At 70.3% G+C, this 17,208-nt stretch carries 16 protein-coding genes and 1 pseudogene; 8 read left to right on the top strand and 9 right to left on the bottom strand.

The annotated features are described in order from the left end of the window. Positions 1 to 131: 131 nt before the first annotated feature. Positions 132 to 1,055 (top strand): hypothetical protein, encoded by a 924-nt coding sequence (locus ACF073_RS23850; protein ID WP_392073082.1) that lies wholly within the window; start codon positions 132 to 134, stop codon positions 1,053 to 1,055. 57 nt (positions 1,056 to 1,112) lie between these two features. After that, the gene (locus ACF073_RS23845; protein ID WP_392073080.1) at positions 1,113 to 1,988 is read left to right on the top strand and encodes a hypothetical protein; all 876 of its coding nucleotides are present in this window, start codon (positions 1,113 to 1,115) and stop codon (positions 1,986 to 1,988) included. A 561-nt stretch (positions 1,989 to 2,549) separates the two neighbouring features. Here the strand turns inward: ACF073_RS23845 and ACF073_RS23840 are convergent. Further along, complete coding sequence (locus ACF073_RS23840) at positions 2,550 to 2,984, bottom strand: ASCH domain-containing protein (RefSeq protein ID WP_392073078.1); 435 nt, start codon at positions 2,982 to 2,984, stop codon at positions 2,550 to 2,552. A gap of 188 nt (positions 2,985 to 3,172) precedes the next feature. Continuing rightward, complete coding sequence (locus ACF073_RS23835) at positions 3,173 to 3,322, bottom strand: hypothetical protein (RefSeq protein WP_392073076.1); 150 nt, start codon at positions 3,320 to 3,322, stop codon at positions 3,173 to 3,175. A gap of 447 nt (positions 3,323 to 3,769) precedes the next feature. Between ACF073_RS23835 and ACF073_RS23830 the strand changes: the two genes are divergently transcribed. From ACF073_RS23830 to ACF073_RS23820, 3 genes are all read left to right on the top strand, one after another. Then, positions 3,770 to 6,049 (top strand): catalase, encoded by a 2,280-nt coding sequence (locus ACF073_RS23830; RefSeq protein ID WP_392073074.1) that lies wholly within the window; start codon positions 3,770 to 3,772, stop codon positions 6,047 to 6,049. A gap of 657 nt (positions 6,050 to 6,706) precedes the next feature. Further along, positions 6,707 to 6,877 (top strand): hypothetical protein, encoded by a 171-nt coding sequence (locus tag ACF073_RS23825; RefSeq protein ID WP_392073072.1) that lies wholly within the window; start codon positions 6,707 to 6,709, stop codon positions 6,875 to 6,877. 332 nt (positions 6,878 to 7,209) lie between these two features. Continuing rightward, the gene (locus ACF073_RS23820) at positions 7,210 to 8,379 is read left to right on the top strand and encodes an aromatic acid exporter family protein (RefSeq protein ID WP_392073070.1); all 1,170 of its coding nucleotides are present in this window, start codon (positions 7,210 to 7,212) and stop codon (positions 8,377 to 8,379) included. Between the two features lie 507 nt (positions 8,380 to 8,886). Here the strand turns inward: ACF073_RS23820 and ACF073_RS23815 are convergent. Beyond that, a complete protein-coding gene (locus tag ACF073_RS23815; protein WP_392073069.1) occupies positions 8,887 to 9,486 on the bottom strand; it encodes a TetR/AcrR family transcriptional regulator C-terminal domain-containing protein in 600 nt (199 codons plus the stop codon). Positions 9,487 to 9,565: 79 nt separating this feature from the next. On the opposite strand from ACF073_RS23815, the gene ACF073_RS23810 reads away from it, so the two are divergent. Further along, positions 9,566 to 10,816 (top strand): FAD-dependent monooxygenase, encoded by a 1,251-nt coding sequence (locus tag ACF073_RS23810; protein ID WP_392073067.1) that lies wholly within the window; start codon positions 9,566 to 9,568, stop codon positions 10,814 to 10,816. An 826-nt stretch (positions 10,817 to 11,642) separates the two neighbouring features. On the opposite strand, the gene ACF073_RS23805 is transcribed toward ACF073_RS23810, so the two are convergent. Then, positions 11,643 to 11,768 (bottom strand): hypothetical protein, encoded by a 126-nt coding sequence (locus tag ACF073_RS23805; protein ID WP_392073065.1) that lies wholly within the window; start codon positions 11,766 to 11,768, stop codon positions 11,643 to 11,645. A gap of 210 nt (positions 11,769 to 11,978) precedes the next feature. Here ACF073_RS23805 and ACF073_RS23800 point away from each other — a divergent pair, with 210 nt between their 5' ends. Then, a complete protein-coding gene (locus ACF073_RS23800; RefSeq protein ID WP_392073063.1) occupies positions 11,979 to 12,812 on the top strand; it encodes a hypothetical protein in 834 nt (277 codons plus the stop codon). 315 nt (positions 12,813 to 13,127) lie between these two features. Here the strand turns inward: ACF073_RS23800 and ACF073_RS23795 are convergent. Beyond that, positions 13,128 to 13,316 (bottom strand): annotated as a pseudogene (locus tag ACF073_RS23795) (leucine zipper domain-containing protein); the annotation flags it as partial. Between the two features lie 108 nt (positions 13,317 to 13,424). Further along, entirely contained in the window at positions 13,425 to 14,171 is a 747-nt protein-coding gene (locus tag ACF073_RS23790; protein WP_392073061.1) for an SDR family oxidoreductase, read from the bottom strand. Positions 14,172 to 14,270: 99 nt separating this feature from the next. Between ACF073_RS23790 and ACF073_RS23785 the strand changes: the two genes are divergently transcribed. Continuing rightward, a complete protein-coding gene (locus ACF073_RS23785) occupies positions 14,271 to 15,164 on the top strand; it encodes a LysR family transcriptional regulator (RefSeq protein WP_392073060.1) in 894 nt (297 codons plus the stop codon). Positions 15,165 to 15,464: 300 nt separating this feature from the next. On the opposite strand, the gene ACF073_RS23780 is transcribed toward ACF073_RS23785, so the two are convergent. The 3 genes from ACF073_RS23780 to ACF073_RS23770 are packed head-to-tail and all read right to left on the bottom strand — an operon-like array spanning position 15,465 to position 17,003. After that, positions 15,465 to 15,767: a hypothetical protein gene (locus ACF073_RS23780; RefSeq protein WP_392073058.1), complete on the bottom strand. Its 303-nt coding sequence runs from the start codon at positions 15,765 to 15,767 to the stop codon at positions 15,465 to 15,467. Positions 15,768 to 15,774: 7 nt separating this feature from the next. Then, positions 15,775 to 16,284 carry a DUF3291 domain-containing protein gene (locus ACF073_RS23775; protein WP_392073056.1) on the bottom strand — a complete coding sequence of 170 codons (510 nt, stop codon included), beginning with the start codon at positions 16,282 to 16,284 and terminating at the stop codon, positions 15,775 to 15,777. A 47-nt stretch (positions 16,285 to 16,331) separates the two neighbouring features. Continuing rightward, on the bottom strand, positions 16,332 to 17,003 hold the full coding sequence (locus ACF073_RS23770; RefSeq protein ID WP_392073054.1) for a helix-turn-helix transcriptional regulator: 672 nt from the start codon (positions 17,001 to 17,003) through the stop codon (positions 16,332 to 16,334). Between the last annotated feature and the right edge of the window lie 205 nt (positions 17,004 to 17,208).

The following is a 17,208-nucleotide window of genomic DNA, read 5'->3' as shown; positions in this document are numbered from 1 at the left end:
GGAGATTCAGCATCTGGCGAAGGTCTACAGCGACCGTGCCTACCTGCACACCACGACCGTGCGGCATCAAGGCAGCACGGTGGCGTTCGCGATGGACGACAGCGGCCCCGGCGGTCGCCGAGTACGCCGACATGCGGTACGGCGCCCGCGGCGAGGCGTTCGGCGTCCTCAAGCGCGCCTACAGCTACCTGCGCGACGGGCGCTGGCACTTGGTCACCGGTTACAAGGTCGGCGAGCTCGCCAGCGAGTGGGTCAGCCAGATCCAGTTCGACCCGCAACTCGTCGGCTATGTGGAGGGCGCCCCGCCCGTCCCCTCGGAGAACCTCACCGCCGGGCTCACCGACCCGAGCAGCGGCACCTTCGAAGGCGCCTCCAGTGTCCAGCTCACCGAGGCCGAAGAGGTGGTCCGCTCGCTCTCCTGCGCCAAGGAGCGCAGCGTGGACGCCGCCTTCGGCTTCGCGCTCTCCAACGAGGTCGATGTCGACGTCTGGATGATCACGGCCCCGCTCGGTTTCGGCATCGCCAAGGCCATCGCCAAGGCCATCGCCAAGGGCGGCGTCTCCGCGAGCGTGCGCGGGAACCTGGAGTTCTCCAACAGCTGGGCCGAGGAGACCGCCGTCTCCCAGGGCGAGAACACCGCCCGCACCACCAAGGTCGTCCTCACCGGCAACTGGGAGGACCCGGCCAGACTCCTCAACCCCGCCACCGGACGCCGCTACGTCCCGGCCAACACCGGCTTCGCCGTCGTTCAGTCGCAGACCGCCGACGTGTTCGCCCTGCGCCTGGCACACAGCGGGGCCCTGGTGGCGTACCGCATCCAGCCCAACCCGGACATCCCCAAGGACTGGAACGTCATCCCGTTCCCGATCAACCCCCGCTACACCAAGCAGGGCACCCTGGACGGCACCGTCGGCTTCGACCAGCGCGGGACGGTCGCCGTCCCCGACTACCAGGGCGCCCGTGACCGCGGCGAGTACAGCTACTTCAAGCCCCGCGAGGCGTACGCGCTCAAGCGCCGCATCCAGCGCGACCGGCAGCGCCTGCACAGCTTCTAGGACACCGTCTCCACCGAGACCCATGCCCCCGACCCCACCGCTCAGCGGGCCGGCCGGGTGCTCGGCGGCGCGCTCGGCACCGAGGCAGTTCCCGCGCGGCAGCGGGAGACCACGGACAGCGCCACCGGTCAGGGCTTCTCCCGCCGCGACCTGGTCAACACCTACGTCTGGACGGCCGCCGGCGGCTTCTTCGCCGAGACCACCGAGACCACCGACGTGGTCAGCGAGACCACCGCCGGCTCCTACTCGCTGTCCGGTTCGGTCGGCACCTCGCTCGGCACCTCCTTCCAGATCGCCGGCATCGGCATCGGCGCCCAGCTGGACGCCTCGGCCGGCGGCGGCATGACCGCCACCCGGGCCCGCGGCAAGGAGGCCACCGGCTCGTTCGGACTGGACGTCGAGGTCGCCCCCGCCACCAACCTCCAGCGCTACGACCAGGACCGCAAGCCCGTCTTCGACCAGGACAGACAACCCGTCAGGGTCCCCGGAAAGGTCGACGCCTACCGCTTCCTCAGCTTCTACCTCGGCGAGGACAGCGAGCACTTCGACACCTTCTTCCACAAGGTCGTCGATCCCGTCTGGCTCGCCAACGGCAACGACCCCAACGCGGCCGCCCTGCGCCAGGCCCGCCAGGCAGACCGCAAACCCCCGTGCTGGCGGGTACTGCACCGCGTCACCTTCGTCAGCCGCGTCCTGCCCGCCGTCCCGCCGGCCGGTGCGCCGCCGCTGGAGAAGGCCATGCGCCAGATCGACGTGGAGAGCAACTACGAACTCATCCGCCGCCTCGACCCGTACGTGAAGGGCGCCGCCACCAGCCTGCCCGAACTGGCCGAGGCCACCCGCTCCGCCCTCGCCGCCCACATGCCCGACCTGCTGCCGCACACAGCCGACGTGACCGGCTTCCTCGCGCAGTACTACGGAGTGGACGCCTGACCACCCGGTGGGGGCGGCATCCGGGGCACACCCCACCCGCACACCGCCCCCCACCGGGCCGTCCACCATATCGGCGGAACCCGCCGCACCACGGCCCCCACCACCGGCGTACGAGGTCGCGGTGTTGCTGGCCACGAAACCGTCGCCGCCTTTGCCCGTGGGGTCGCTGATACTCCTGTGGACCTCCAGTGTTCCGCGCCCCGCCGGTGATTCGGCGTCGGATTTCAGTGCACTGCCATACCACCGGAACCTGGCCGTCCACGCACGTCCGCCGCGGGCATCTGGGTGCATCCGAGCCGGCTCCGCCCAGCCATCAGCGGTTTCACCGGGGCCTGCTCAGGCGCACGCCCCGGCACAAGCGAGAGCAGACCACCCAGGTTCGACAAGGCCGACTACGAAGGGCGCCACGCGGTGAAGTGCGGGATCAACCGGCTGAAACGCCATCGGGCCGTGGCCACGCGGTATGACAAGCTCGCCCTCCATCACAAGGCGACCAGCGCTCTTCCCGGCTCCGGCTGATCCTCCGGGGACTCATCGGGGACTCTTCGGGTCGGACGCGGGTCACGGACTACCCGGGCCGTCGGGCTCGGCCACCACTCGAAAGCGTTCGGCGACGACGAGAGTGGCATCGTCAATGACGGGGGTGCGCCCCAGGAACTCGCACACGCCATCGCTCCGGAAGAACTCTTCGTGGGCCCTCCGCCACTGTGCAACGTCGGCGTAGCCGCGCCCCTCGGCGCGTGCGAAGTCGTCGTCGATCTCCTTCATGGGAACGACCCGTACGTCAATGAGCTCGATCGTGACGGTCGGACGACCCTCGGAATCGAGCACCGAGAAGCGCTGACCGGTCTGCGGCACCGCCTCTCCGGCGTGCTCATAGATCTCCAGGAGGCCCGTGAGCGCGGTCTTCTGACCGCTCAGGATCGCCGCCACACCACGGTCGCGTTCAGGACCAGGAAAGGCGAGTTCAAGCGTAGGAAGGTCCGTATGTCCCATCAGAAGATGGTACGAAGCCCGATCGCCTTGATCAACGGTGCTCGCGCCGCCGGCCCCCGAGACCCGCACCAAGCCCCTTCATGACATGCCCTTGAGTCAGTACCAGGGCTCGCGGCGCGGGAGCCGGCGCAGCGGCAAGGAGGAGAACCTGCTCCTTCCTAGACGCGGTGCTCTGCGCCTCGGTAGTCCTATGCCTCCTTGGCGGGGAGGCCCTGGGACATGGTGCCGTTGTCGGGTTCGAAGAGGCACACCTCGCCGGCCTCGGCCGGTCGGGTCAGAACCGCCTCGATGTTGCAGCTCAGGCCGGCGGCCGCCAGCAGTGCAGTCGAGGCGCTCACCAGGCTGCTGTTCCTCTGCCTCGCTGGTCGAGGTAGGACTTGTAGACATCGAGATGGGTGAGGCAGCGTTGCCGTCGAACGGTGAACAACTGCTCCAGCTCGGCGGCCCGGGAGAGGCGGACGGCCGGCTGGCGGACAGAGTGAGCCGGGGGGGCAGGCTCGTAGACCCCCGCTCAGCAGCGGCGCACCGGCCCGGCCACCGGTGGGTACTGCCCCGTCCCGGCCATGGAGCGCACAGCCGTCCGCCCTTCGACCTGCGGGGGCGAGTGACAGCGTCTATGTTGGCGGTGCGATGCGGAGAGGGCCGCGCTCTCCGCTCCGAACTCTTGGTCGTGCCGTTCGCGCCAGTCGTGTGCCGTGCCGAACGATCACGCACCGTATGGCCTCTCCCCCTACCCTCCCCTGCGTTCCGGGCTCGCCCTAGGTGACCAGCGAAGGACTGTGCAGATGAGCGAAACGAACCCGCTGAAGCGAGCTGTGGGCAAAGCAGTGGACGCCCTTCAGAACGACGGCCCGGCTCCGCAGGAGGCCATCCCCGGCAAGCCGGGCGCCGAGACACCGTCACTGGCGGAACCGACCCAGTACCGGGATCCGCTGCCCGCGAAACCTGACCAGACAGGGCCGGCCACCGTCTCGCCGACCGGCCAGCCCACCGGCGCGGACCAAGCCCGGATGGCGCAGAGCGGCAGCTATCTGACCAACGCGCAGGGCACCCGCCTGTACGACACCGACCACTCCCTCAAGGCCGGCCCCCGCGGACCCGTGCTCCTGCAGGACCATCACCTGCGGGAAAAGGTCATGCACTTCGACCACGAGCGCATCCCCGAGCGCGTGGTCCACGCCCGCGGCGCCGCGGCACACGGGGTGTTCCGCAGCTACGGCACGGCGGCGAACGTGACCAAGGCCGCCTTCCTCGCCGAGGACGTCGAAACACCCGTCTTCGTGCGCTTCTCCACCGTGCTGGGCTCCCGCGGCTCCGCCGACACGGTCCGGGACACCCGTGGTTTCGCGACCAAGTTCTACACCAGCGAGGGCGTCTTCGACCTGGTCGGCAACAACATCCCGGTCTTCTTCATCCAGGACGCGATCAAGTTCCCGGACGTCATCCACGCCGGCAAACCGCACCCCGACCGCGAGATCCCCCAGGCCCAGAGTGCGCACGACACCTTCTGGGACTTCGTCACCCTGCACACCGAGGCCACTCACCACACCTTGTGGAACATGTCCGACCGGGGCATCCCCCGCTCGTACCGGACCATGGAAGGTTTCGGTGTCCACACCTTCCGTCTGGTCGACGCCGACGGCGGCACCACGCTGGTGAAGTTCCACTGGAAGCCGAAGCTGGGCGTGCACTCCCTGGTGTGGGAGGAGGCCCAGATCGCGAGCGGGGTCGACCCGGACTTCCACCGCCGCGACCTGGCCGACGCCATCGAGTCCGGCGCCTACCCCGAATGGGAGTTCGGCATCCAGACCTTCCCCGACACCCCCGACCAGACCTTCGAAGGCATCGACCTCCTCGACCCGACGAACATCGTTCCCGAGGAGCTCGCCCCCGTACAACCGATCGGGCTGCTCACCCTGGACCGGAACCCCTCCAACTTCTTCGCCGAGACCGAGCAGGTCGCGTTCCATGTCGGCCATCTCGTCCCCGGCATCGACATCACCGACGACCCCCTGCTGGCGGGCCGGCTCTTCTCCTATCTGGACACCCAGATCACCCGCCTGGGCGGCCCCAACTTCCCGCAGCTGCCCATCAACCGGCCCCACGCCCCCGTCAACGACATGCTGCGCGACGGCATGCACCAGACGGCCGTGCATCGCGGCGTGGCCCCGTACCGCCCCAACTCCCTCGACGGCGGTTGTCCCTTCACGGCCGGCCCGGACCAGGGGGCGTACATCGAGGCACCCGTCCGAGTGCCGGAGGCGACGAAGGTCCGCGAGGCACCCGAGACGTTCGCCGACCACTTCAGCCAACCGCGACGGTTCTGGCTCAGCATGAGCCCCGTGGAGCGCGACCACATCATCGGCGCCTACACCTTCGAGCTGGCCAAATGCTACGAACAGACGATCCGCGAGCGGGCCTTGCAGGTGCTTGCCAACATCGATCCCAAGCTGTGCTCCGGTGTCGCCGCCGGCCTCGGCCTGCCCGCGCCCGACCCCACCGTGCCCTTGGCCGACGTCGCGCCCAGCCCTGCCCTCTCCCAGGTAGGACGTACCTGGCCCACCGACGGGCGGAACATCGGAATCATCACGGGCCCCGACGGGGACCTCGAGGGCGTGGAAGCCGTACGCCAGGAGGTACTCAATAGCCGCATGGTCCCGCTCGTCATCGCGCCCGCCGCCGGCACGCTCGGCGAGGGCGGGCGGGCACTGGCCGTCCAGCGGACCTACGCCACCGCACGCTCCGTGGAGTTCGACGCCATCCTGGTGGCGGGCGCCCCCGGAGCCGGCGCCGACACCTCTGGTGCCCGCGACGCCAAAGCCGCGCTCCCCGCCTCCGGGCAAGCGGCGCTTGACCCGCGGGTAGGACTGCTGCTGGCGGAGGCGTTCCGGCACGGCAAGGCCATCGGCGCGACGGAGGGCGGCGAGGCCGCACTGGAAGCGGCCGGCATTCCGCTCGACGCCCCCGGCGTCGTCACCGCTGACGGTGCCGCCGACGCCCTGCGTCACCTCGTTGAATTGCTCGGCACTCACCGGGTCTGGGAACGCTTCCCGTCCGAGGCCTGAACACGTCGGCACCCGTGCACCCGGACGCCAGGCGCCGGGTGCCGAGGGCGTCTGCGACGGGGGCGTCAACGCAGGCAGACGCCGTCGCGCGTCGACTCGGGCTCGCCATGCCAGCACGGCACCACCGCGGTCCAGCCCCGGTCGCGGTCGTCGTGCCCAAGGCTCCGAGCCGAACATGAACATGCCGACGGCCGACGTCGGGCCAGACTCGGGGCCCTGCTCGCGCTCTCCGACTCACCCGACCTGGACCGGCCCTGCTGATCGTGGGCGCCGCTCCGCGCCCCGGCCAGGAACGTGCACCTGACCGCGCCCGTCAGGGTCCCCCGGCCCATTCCGGCGGACCACCGCCTCAAGGGGCTCTTGGACCAGCTCCCGGCATCAAGGACAAGCTCGCTCTCGCCCTGATGGCTGTCTACGACGCCCGCCCCAAACAGGTCGCCGAGATCCGGCTCGACGACTTCAACCGCTCCACCGGGTGCCTGCGGATCCGCAGACCAAGCCGGCTCGACCACGATCACAGGCGGTCACCGGCGAGGTCTCCACCCCATCAGTACTCAGCTCACGCACGCCGACGACGAAGACGCCACCACGCGCCTCCGCACAGCTCTGCGCGACCTGGCCGACCAGGCCGCCGACCTGCGCGACGGCCCTCACGTCGTGGTCCCCTCCCCTGCCGATCTGCGGATGGAGCAGGGCTGCCTGCCCCACGAGGCGTACTTCGCGCGAGGCGAGCAGATCTCCACGGCCCAGGCCCGGGGCCGGCTCGCTGCCGAGATGATCACCCCCTACCCACCCGGCATCCCGCCGTCCTGCCCGGCGAACGTCTGATCGAACCGGCGTCGAACTACCTGGTCACGGGGTCGGGACCGAAATGTTCCTACCGGACGCGGCCAACCGGCGGCTGGAGACCCTACGGGTCGTGGCGGAAGCCGGCTGACCTCCTCCTCGCGGCCCGGACATCCACCGTGCGATGAGGATGGGCGAGGCCGCCGCAGGGTGACGGGCAGAACGCTCGGCGCGGCGACCGTACGGCTGTGATCGCTCTCCTTCGTGGCCGCGCTGTGCGAGCCGGTGTCAGTCGGCTCGTCGCCGGCGCCTGATCTCCGTGACGGTGCCCACAGTGGCGCATCTGGCGGGCTTGACGTGGCACTGGCTGGTTTATGGAGTGTTTGAGCTGGGCGGTACCGGCGGCGGCCCGCCGACAGGGCGGAGCCGCTGTGCAGGCGGTGCGGCGAGCATGGACCGAGCCAGGGCGTGAACGCGATCTGACGGTACAGGCCGGCAAAGCGACCGTGGCCGCCTGTCTGGCATGGGCGGTGGCCGGATGGTGGCTGCGGGCCCCCGCGGCGTTCGTCGCTCCATGGGTGGCCGTCGTGCTGGTGGAGTCGACGGTGTACCGCTCGCTCACGCACGGTCTGCAACAGCTGGCGGCGATCACGGTGGGCACGGTGATGGCGACGCTCGTCGCGTTCACGCTGGACAGCACGATGATCGCGATGGCTGTCGTGCTTCCGGCAGTGCTACTGCTGGCACACTGGCAGCGCCTGGGCAGCCAGGGCATCTACGCCGCCACCGGAGCGTTGTTCGTGCTGACCAGCAGCCAGGTCACCTTCGTCACGTCGACCGCGCGCATCGGTGAGGCGGTTTTCGGCGCGCTGGTCGGCATCACGGTCAACGCGGTGATCCGGCCCCCCGTGTATCTGCGTGACGCCCGTGCCGCCCTCCGGGACGCCGCCTGGGAAGCACAGGAGATCCTTTCCGCTGTGGCCGAGGGCCTCGCTCAGGGGGAATGGGATGAGTCTTCGGCCGGGGACTGGCACACACGCGCACTGCGCCTGGGGCGCCTGGTCGAGCAGGCCCGCTCCGCGATCGGCTGGAGCCGCGAAAGCATGAGGGGCAACCACCGCGGTCGCGGTTCGCGTGGCGTATCCCTGCCTGATGAGGCGTACGCCGATGCGCTGGCCGTCCTCGACCATGTCGCCGTGCACATCGCGGGGGTGACCCGCACCGTGCTGGAGATGGCCGGCCAACACGGCGAGACGGACCGCCCGGGGCAGCATGTCACCGGCCCGTACGCCGGCTTCCTGCGCCAGGTCGGCCGCGCGATCGGCCTCTACGGCCAGGCCCGGTTCCCGGAGACCGGTTCTGAGACGGTCACCCAAGCTGCCCGGGAACAGGCGGCCGAGGAACTGCGGCACAGCCTCGACGAACTCCACCGAAAGCTGTCCGACACGGTACGCAACGACTCCAGCGCGCTGGCGACGCACGGCGAGCTGCTGGCCCAAGCCCGCCGCCTGGCCTATCAGCTCGTCCAGGACCAGCCCCGTTGAAGGACCGCCCTGCCCTGCCGAGGCGTATCGGCGTAACGCCTTCTCCTGTGCGCGGCGCTGCGGGAGCGGTGCACCGCCGGTGTCCTTGCCCGGCATGTCGAGGGTGACCGGCAGCTCCGATGCCGGTGAGTCCTCCTCGATGGCGGCATCGTGGGACAGGAGGTCCGCGACGGCCGTGCGGATCGCGCCGCGGCTGACGCCGTGTTCGCGGGCGGGGGCGGCGATGGACCGGCCTTCCGGGTACGCGGTGCGCACGGCCTCGGGCGCGTCGGCCGCCGCGGCGGGGCGGCGCCCGCCCTTGCCGCCCTTGGCTTCGGCGGCGCGCGATCCGTCGTAGATCAGCTCGCGCTGGAGGCGCTCGGGGCCCCTTCCGTATGGAGGACTGGGCACCCCACCTGCCGTCAAACCCTGTCAGCAACCACCATCGGAGCTGATTGGATTCGCGTCGCCCAGAACCTCCGGACCTCCGGACTGCACGGGTTCATTGGACGCGTCGGCCGCCTGTCGTCAAAGATCGTTTGTCGACAGGGAGGCGGCCTGCCTCGCGGTGCGGTGCACCAGGCCGTCCAGGATGAGGGTCAGGCCGGCCTCGAATGCCGACTCGTGGTCGATCACCGGCATGTCCGCCGGTGGACCCGAGCCGTCGCCGGGGCCTGCGTCCGCCTGTTCCTCCAGGACACTGCCGACCGTGAAACGGCCGGCGGCCAGCATCGCCATCTGCGCGTCCCGCTCCGGCACTCCGGAGGCGACCAGGAAGTCCATCTTGCGGCGGATCCGGTCGAGGTCGCTGGCAGGGGTGCTGCCCGCGTGGAGGCGTGCGCCGTCCCGGCGCATGAGCAGGGTGCGCCGGAAGCTTCGCGTGTTGTCCAGGAACCAGTCACGCCAGTCGTCGCCGGGCGTGGGCAGCGGAGCGGCCGCATGCGGTGCCATTGCCGCCTCCGCCATGGCTGCGAGGAGGTCCTTCTTGGTGCGGAAGTACCAGTAGAGCGAGGGCTGTTCGACACCCAGCCGCTTCGCCAACCGCCGCGTACTGACCGTGTCCAGCCCGACCTCGTCGAGCAGGTCGAGCGCTTCGGAGACGACGATCTCCCGGTTCACCTTGGTCACGTTGACAAATCTATCACTGATAGATGACCCTGGAGAGGAATCATTCACTGATAGATTTTCCTGGGGAGTAGTGATGGGCATGCCCTACGGATCGGGAGCACGCCCCCTACGGGTCCTCGTCGCCGGCGGCGGGATAGCAGGCCAGGCGCTGGCTTTCTGGCTCACGCGGGGCGGCCACCGCGTGACGGTCGCCGAACGCTTTCCGGCGCTGCGGGCCACCGGGGCGCAGGTCGACCTCCGGGGGCAGGGCATCGAGGCCATCAAGCGGATGGGGCTTCTCGACTCAGTCCGAGGCAGGCTCGTGGATGAGGTGGGTGTCGCCTTCGTCGACGCCCGGGGCCGGGCCAAGGCGACGATCATGGCCAACACCTCGGGCCGCGGCCGCCAGACCCTCACCTCCGAGTACGAGATCATGCGCGGCGACCTGGTACGCATCCTGCACGACGCGTCGAAGGACGACACGGAGTACGTCTTCGGTGTGAGCGTGGACGGCTTCGAACAGGACGAACAGAAGGTCATCGCGCACTTCTCCGACGGCTCCTCCGGCGAGTTCGACCTCTTGATCGGCGCGGACGGGCAGGGATCGCGCATCCGCCGGGCGATCCTCCCCGCGGGCTTCGACCCGTACTGGCGGGTCGGCATCCACATGGCCTACTGGTTCATCCCGCGCACGGAGTCCGACAGCAACATCCGGGACACCTACATGGTCCCGGGTGGTCGTCAGATCATGCGCCGCAGCCACAACCCGACCGAGACCCAGGTGTACTTCGTGCTGCGGGAGGAGTCCGAGGAAGCCTCGGCGATCCACCGGGAACCCGTCGAGCGCCAGCGGCAGTTCTGGGCGAGCAGGTTCCGCGACGCGGGCTGGCAGACCGAGCGCTTCATCGACGGCATGCGGACGAGCCCTTTCTTCTACTCCCAGGAGATCGTCCAGGTCCGAACCGACACCTGGTCCAAGGGCCGTGTGGTCCTCGCCGGCGACGCCGCCCACTGCGCCTCCCCCTACAGCGGGATGGGCGTCTCGGGCGGCCTGGTGGGCGCCCACGTCCTCGCCGGTGAGATCAACCGGCACCCGGGCGACCTGCCGACCGCGCTGGCGAACTACGACAGCGTGCTGCGGCCCTTCGCCGACGAGATCCAGGGCGAAGTGAATCCGCGCCTCCTACGTCTGGGCATGCCGATGACCCAGCGTGCGATCGACGCCTTCCAGGCCGCCACCGCGCTGGCCTCCTTCCTGCACGTTCCCGACCTCGTCGCGCGCTTTTCGAAGGAGGACCGCGGTGGCAGCTGGCAGCTCCCCGAGAACCCGGCGCCGATCAGCGCCATCTGAGAGCGGCCGGACATCGCGGCCGACGGCCGTCACGAGCAGGCACGGCAAGAACGAAGGCGCCGACCGGCCCGCAGAGGGATCAGCGTCCTGCTGTCCCTCGTGTCTGTTGACGCTCACTCCTGCCCGCGGTCGTCACAGCTGGCGAACAACATCGGCACCGAGAACTGTTCCTGCTCCCCCGGGGGATGGTTCCGTTATGAACCGGCCGTAGCGGCTCTCTCGCTCAGCAGCCAAGTACTCAACAGGCATGCCGCGGACCGCAGAACCCGCTGAGCATGCAGAACAGGTACGTCACCGACCGGAACCAAGATCGCTCCGCCACCGCCGATCTCCGTTCGGACGTTTCCCGAGGGCGGCCGAAGGCGTCGACGGGCGCCCTCTCCGCACCTGCTCCTGCCGCCCGGCACACATCAGATTGCCTGCTCGGAGATCGGGTACTCGGTGACCTCTACGGCTACTCGCGCACCAGGACCGATCGAGCGTTTCCAGGAGAGGGCGATGACGAAATCCGGCTGCTTCCGTGGTTCGGGAGAGGTAGCACCGGCCCCGCTCCGCGCTCAGACACACACCGGCCCACGGCGGCGATCACGTCCAGCACTTCAGCGACTCGAGGCACTCCGGATACATCGACTTCGCCGAGGTATTCATCGGCAGGCTCGGCTGCGACCAGCAAGGTCACTCGATTCCGCCGCACCGGCATCCCGCAGGTCGTAGATCACGCTTCGCCCCTTCCCGCAGGCTTCGAAGACAGGAGGCACATCCATGCCGACAGCAGCGCCATGGCGGGCTTCCGGATCCCTTGACGGCCTATCGGCGGTGGATGCTGCTACTCGATGACGTCGTCCGGGGCGAGGTCGGCAGCGGTGTGCCCGGCACACCTGTGGACACGCGGCAGGCAGTCGTCGGCGCCGGCGAAGGACGACTCAGGCAGTTTCTCCCCACGGTCGGCCATCGGGCCGGGCACATCAGGTCTTCTGATGGCGAGCGCAAGAGATTTGCAGGGTGGCGCGGTACCGAGGCAGGCGTGGCTGGCTTTCCGGAACCACGGCCGGAACCACGGCTGGATCCGCACCTTCAGGGCTCGCAGCCAGAGTGCCGGCGTCGACGCCGAACTGTGGGGCCCCTCCCACCCGCAACACGCCGCCCACTAGCATCCCTTCACATGACGAGGCGGGGGTTGCGACTGGGTGTCGTGGCGGTGTTGGCGGCGATCTGCGTCTCCGGTGCGGAGCGCCCGGAGGTCATACGCACGACGGCGGACCCCGGCCCCTTGCCGGCCGACCGCTACGACTACACACCGCAGGACTACCAGCGGTCGCAGCGGGCGTCGGCGTTGCTGGTCCGGCAGTGCATGGCGGAGCACGGTCACCGCAACTTCCCGCTCGACCCCCGTTACCCCAGCGATCCCATCGTCGCCTCCGCGGTCAGCACCGACTACGGCGCCCTGGATCTCGCCACCGCCCGCCGCTGGGGCTACGGCTGGGACCCGGCCAAGTCCCTGGCCCTCCGGCCGAAGGGCCGACGGATGACCAATGCCGAGTACGCGGATTTCCCCACCTGCAACGCTGAGGCGAACCAGCGGCTGCTGCGCGGCATCGACCTCAAGCGCGACTGGCTCTACGCAAGCACTCGGACGGTCGAGGTCGACAAGGCGGTCAAGCGCGACCCACGCCTGCGCGCGGCCTGGGACGTGTGGTCCCGCTGTGTGGCAGCACAAGGATTCACGCGCTATCCCGACCCCGTCGCGGCGTACACGGACACCGCCTGGAAACGCGGCAGTGACGGCAACACCCGGCACACGCGCCGGGAACGGGCCACCGCCGTCGCGGACGTCACCTGCAAGCGCCGCCACCACACGGCCGAACTCTGGCACGCCGCACGGGCACGGCGACAGGCCGCGGACATCGCACGGCATCGCGACCGCTACACCGCCGGACTGCGAGCGCTGCGCACGTACCGGTCCACCATCACCGAGGTGCTGCGGAAGCTCGGCTGATCGACGGTCTCACACCAGCTGACTACGGCACCGACCTGTCCGGACAGCACATCTAGTCGCTTGTGGGCAGCCGTCGTAGGGACTTCCTGCCTCGGCCGGCACGTGCACCGCCACCATACGCGGACTCCCTGCCAGCGCAGCCCCTCTGCCCGATCGGGGGCGCCGGCGAAGCTCAGGAGATCCTCCGTGCCCCGCCGAGTCGACGGCGCGATACCGAATCGGGCGGCCAGCCTGACGGGGCCGATGTGGTGTTCTCAGCGGAGCCGCACGACGTGGTCCCCCACCGTGGCGGCAGACCGGCGACGCCGGTGGCATGGGGCGGCAGGAACGGCAGTACAGCCCCGCGGCTCCCGCCTGCCGGCAACGCCCGGCCCAGCGGGCAGCGGTGGTGTGACCGACCTGGAACCGTTCGGCGGCTCGGCGAAGTGGCCCGCCGTGCTCCACGACGCACCGGGCCGGACGCGGCCGTGCGGCCCGCGTCAGCCGGACGCTGCGGTGGATCATGAGGGCCTCCTGTATCGGCGGTAGATGTCGCGATCCCCGCCGAGCCAGAGGGCCCTCACCTCGTTCAGGCGCGCAGCCCGCGTGTCACCGACGTCCTGGACAGCACAGCTAGAGCTGTGAAGCTCCTCCGTCGACAGGGAACTCCGTTCCCGTCGAGAAAGTCGCGTCGAACGCCAAGTACGCGACCGCGGCGGCCACTTCCCTGGGCGTCCCCAGCCGCTGCATCGGGTTGGTGCTCCGGTAGGTGTCCTTCATCGCCTCGATGACGTCGGCGGGCAGCGAGGAGCGGTCCAGGATGCCCGATTCGATCGGGCCGGGGCTCACGGCATTGACCCGCACCTTGCGCGGAAGCAGCTCGCGGGCGAGGGTGCGCGTCATCGACCGCAAGGCTGCCTTGCTCGCCGAGTAGACGCTGAGCGCGTCGAGGCCGAGGACGTTCACCACCGACGTGGTGAGGACCACGCCGCTTCCCTCGCGCAGAAGCGGCGCCAACGCCTGCACGGTGAAGTAGGGGCCCTTGGTGTTGATGCCGAACAGCTCGTCGTACATCTCCTCCGTCGTCGACTCGAACGGCGCCGACGCCGTGACTCCGGCGTTGACGAACAACGCGTCCACCGCGCCGAGCCGCTCCTTGACCGTGCCGGCGAGCGCCTCGATGTCCTTCAGGGACGCGGCGTCGCTCCGGACGGCGATCGCCTTGTTCCCCAACTGCTCCAGCGCGGCGTCCAGGGTGGATCGGTTGCGGCCGGTGATCAGTACGTGCGCCCCGCCGTCCGCGAACAACCGGGCCGTTGCCAGGCCGATTCCGCTGCTTCCGCCCGTGATCACGATCTTCTTGCCGTCATAAGTGGTCATGCCCTCCAGCCAAATATCCACCCGCCCCCTCTGTCCAAGACCTGTTCCGTATGCCGTCATGTCCCAGGCGTATGGCGGCGCGCGACGTACGCTGAGCGGATGGACGTCGATCTGCGACTCGTGCGCTATTTCACGGTCGTGGCGGAGTACGGCAACTTCGGCCGGGCCGCCACCAGACTGCACCTGGCGCAGCCGTCGCTGAGCCGTCAGATCCAGCGACTCGAGGCTCAGCTGGGCGTCCGGCTGTTCGACCGCTCGCCACAGGGCACCAGCCTCACCGACGCCGGCCAGGCATTCCTGCCCGGGGCCCGGATCCTGCTCCAGGAGGCCGAACGAGCCGCTCGCACGGCCAGAGCAGCCGCCCAGCCCCGCACCGTCACCCTCGGCTACGCCGAAGGGCTGGTCATCACCGCCTGCGTGCAGGAACTGCGCCGCCGGCACCCCGACGGCCAGGTCCGGACCCGGCACCTCGACTGGCGGGACACGCGCGCACTGGCCGAGGGGCGGGTCGACGCCCTCGTCGCGTACAGGCCCCTGCCCTTTCCCACGGACGGCCTCCGGGTGACCAAGATCCATGAGGAACCGCGGGTTCTCGTCACGTCGGTGAGTCATCCTCTGGCGAACGAGGAAGCAGTCAGCCTGCGGGCTCTGTCGGCCGAGGAACTGGTGGCCTGCGTCAGCACTCCGGTGGTCTGGAGCACGCCCAAGCCGGTCGCCGGCCGCCCGGCACCGCCTGAGCCGGCGATCGACGACAGCTACGAGGACAAGCTGGAACTCATCGCCACCGGCCACTGTGTCGCGGTCTTCCCTGCCGGCGATCGACGCGCCGCTGTGCGCGAGGACATCGCCCTGGTCCCCGTCATCGACGCCGATCCCTGCGAGGTCGTACTCGTCACGCGCGCCGACGACCCGAACCCGCTGCTCGGATCACTGGAAGACGTCGCACGTACATTTCTCGGCTCCAGGAGGCCTGTCCGGTCGTCTCGCGTGTGACCTTCACCGTCGCGTTCCTCGCCTCCCGCCGCCTGGGTAAGGGCCAGACACCTGCCTGACGGCCATCACCGATGCGATCTGCGCCGGCCTCGTCGGTTCCAGCACCCACAGGCTGGCGGGGTCGCCGCCGGGGCCCCGGTCGCCCAGTGCCCGACCCCGCGCCCGGGGATCCAGAGGAGGCTCGTACGGCGCCCGGTGAGCCAGGTGATGCGCAGGACCGTGAGGCGGAGGGGGGGCGCCTCAGGGCCGGGTGGCGGCGGGGCAGGAGCGTTCCGACAAGGTGCGTGATGTCCAGAGTCGTCACGTCCTCGCGTACGGTCCGGTCGTCGATGCCACGGCGGAGGAACCGCTCCGCCGGCTCTGTGGCGCGTAGAAGGCGCCCACACCGACACCCGCCCGCTCCGCGGTGGCGGACGCGGTGGCGGTGGCGGTGGCGGACGCGGGGGCGGTGACGGTGGCGGCGGCGGCGGCGGCAGCAGCCTGTTCCGCGCATACGGCACGAGCCGCGTCCAGGACGAGCACCTGACTGCCCCGGGGCGGTGCCGAGCCGGGCGGGTTTCCTCCGCCGCCCGGACTCAGCGCACGCGCCTCCAGCCGGATCACTCTGCGGTCACCAGCTCGGCTGCTCGCCCAGCGGTGCCGGGGAGGCGGCTGTTCGGGCGGCCTCGGCCGCGTGGAACGAGGTGAAGGTGAAAGCGCGGGGTGACGGACCGTCGGCCCGTAGGCCGGCCAGCCGTTCCAGGGCCTCGGCGACGGTCGGGACGTGTCCCGCGGGCACCCACCACAGCACCAGGTGCGCCTCCACGTGCCGTTCGAACCACTCACGCCGGCGTCGCATCAACTCCAGGTGGCCGCTGCGGTAGGTGAAGTCCCACAGCGCCTCGCGGCTCTCCCATACGGACATGTTGACGATGACGTCCTCGCCCGCGGGCCGCAGGCCGGTGGCGTCGCCCTCGCCCTCCTCCACGAGCCGCCAGACGAAGCCGGGTGTGGTGTCGGCGGCGGCGTTGACGGGGTCGAGCATCTCGACGAACGGGGCCATGCGCGGATCGTCGAGCGGGTGGCGGAGTGTGGCGACGTTGAGCTGGGCGAGGTGGAACGCGGGCGCGGTCGAGGTCATGGGGTCATCCCAGCAGCCGCGGCTTTCTATGTCAACGAATATTGTTTTTAGAGGTGTTCGACGATCACGCAGCACTCTCCGGGCCGGGCGTCCATGCGGGCGCGGAGGGGGCCGTCCGTACCCAGGAACCCCTCCAGCAGAGCCAGGTTCATGGCGCACACGAGCGGCGGGAAACGCTCGGCGACGGCGTGGAAGGGGCAGTTGCGCATGCGTACGACGGGAGCGGCCGCCGTTGCCGCCCCGGCGTCGTCACCGTCCTCGATGCGCGGTTCGTAGCCCCGGTCGGCCAGCAGGGCCATGGCCTCGTCGAGGCCGGCGCAAGGGGCGGCACCCCCGCGCAGCGCCTCGCCGCGGCGGCGGGCGGCCGCGCACAGCCCGGCGTCCAGTCCGGCTTGCTCGGCGGCCTCGGCGAGCAGTTCGGCGGCGGTGCGGTAATCGCGGGCCGGCAGGGAGACGGACCTCTCGGTCCGGGCCCGCGTGTACACCTTGGCAGGGCGTCCGGCTCCCGGTCCGGAGCGCCCGGTCAGCCGACGGCTGCCGCTGTCCAGCAGACCGGCCTCGGTGAGCCGGTCGAGGTGGTGCGCGGCGAGCGTGCGCGCCACCCCGGCGGCCTCGGCCGCCTCGTTGCGCCCGACTTCACGGCCCTGGGCCACAACATACTCATACAGGCGGCGGCGCACGGGGTCCTGCAGCGCCGCGATCGCGTCGATGTCCTTCACCCGGCCATTCTAGGAACGACGCAGGTTGGCGATAGAAGGCCACGGCGCCGGCAAGCCGTCGGCCCGGCGGGTCCGGGTCCTGCGTGACGTCCCGCGGACCGCGGACCTGGCGCGGCGAACGGCGGCCTCAGGACGGCGTCGGGCGGCCGGCCGCCTCGGCCGGCGCCAGGCAGTCGCCGCGTGGCGGTGGCAGTCGCCCCGGCCC

The organism is Streptomyces sp. NPDC015171 (genome assembly GCF_043079545.1).
Lineage (GTDB): Bacteria > Actinomycetota > Actinomycetes > Streptomycetales > Streptomycetaceae > Streptomyces.
Note: the sequence above shows the minus strand (reverse complement) of the source record. Positions and strands in the feature narration are given on the sequence as shown.

What these genes read in the sequence shown, in the direction of transcription:
- ACF073_RS23850 (WP_392073082.1), top strand. Translation starts at nt 132, where the DNA reads ATGCGGTACGGCGCCCGCGGCGAGGCGTTCGGCGTCCTCAAGCGCGCC.
- ACF073_RS23840 (WP_392073078.1), bottom strand. Translation starts at nt 2,984, where the DNA reads ATGGGACATACGGACCTTCCTACGCTTGAACTCGCCTTTCCTGGTCCT.
- ACF073_RS23830 (WP_392073074.1), top strand. Translation starts at nt 3,770, where the DNA reads ATGAGCGAAACGAACCCGCTGAAGCGAGCTGTGGGCAAAGCAGTGGAC.
- ACF073_RS23820 (WP_392073070.1), top strand. Translation starts at nt 7,210, where the DNA reads ATGGAGTGTTTGAGCTGGGCGGTACCGGCGGCGGCCCGCCGACAGGGC.
- ACF073_RS23810 (WP_392073067.1), top strand. Translation starts at nt 9,566, where the DNA reads ATGCCCTACGGATCGGGAGCACGCCCCCTACGGGTCCTCGTCGCCGGC.
- ACF073_RS23805 (WP_392073065.1), bottom strand. Translation starts at nt 11,768, where the DNA reads ATGGCCGACCGTGGGGAGAAACTGCCTGAGTCGTCCTTCGCCGGCGCC.
- ACF073_RS23800 (WP_392073063.1), top strand. Translation starts at nt 11,979, where the DNA reads ATGACGAGGCGGGGGTTGCGACTGGGTGTCGTGGCGGTGTTGGCGGCG.
- ACF073_RS23790 (WP_392073061.1), bottom strand. Translation starts at nt 14,171, where the DNA reads ATGACCACTTATGACGGCAAGAAGATCGTGATCACGGGCGGAAGCAGC.
- ACF073_RS23785 (WP_392073060.1), top strand. Translation starts at nt 14,271, where the DNA reads ATGGACGTCGATCTGCGACTCGTGCGCTATTTCACGGTCGTGGCGGAG.
- ACF073_RS23775 (WP_392073056.1), bottom strand. Translation starts at nt 16,284, where the DNA reads ATGACCTCGACCGCGCCCGCGTTCCACCTCGCCCAGCTCAACGTCGCC.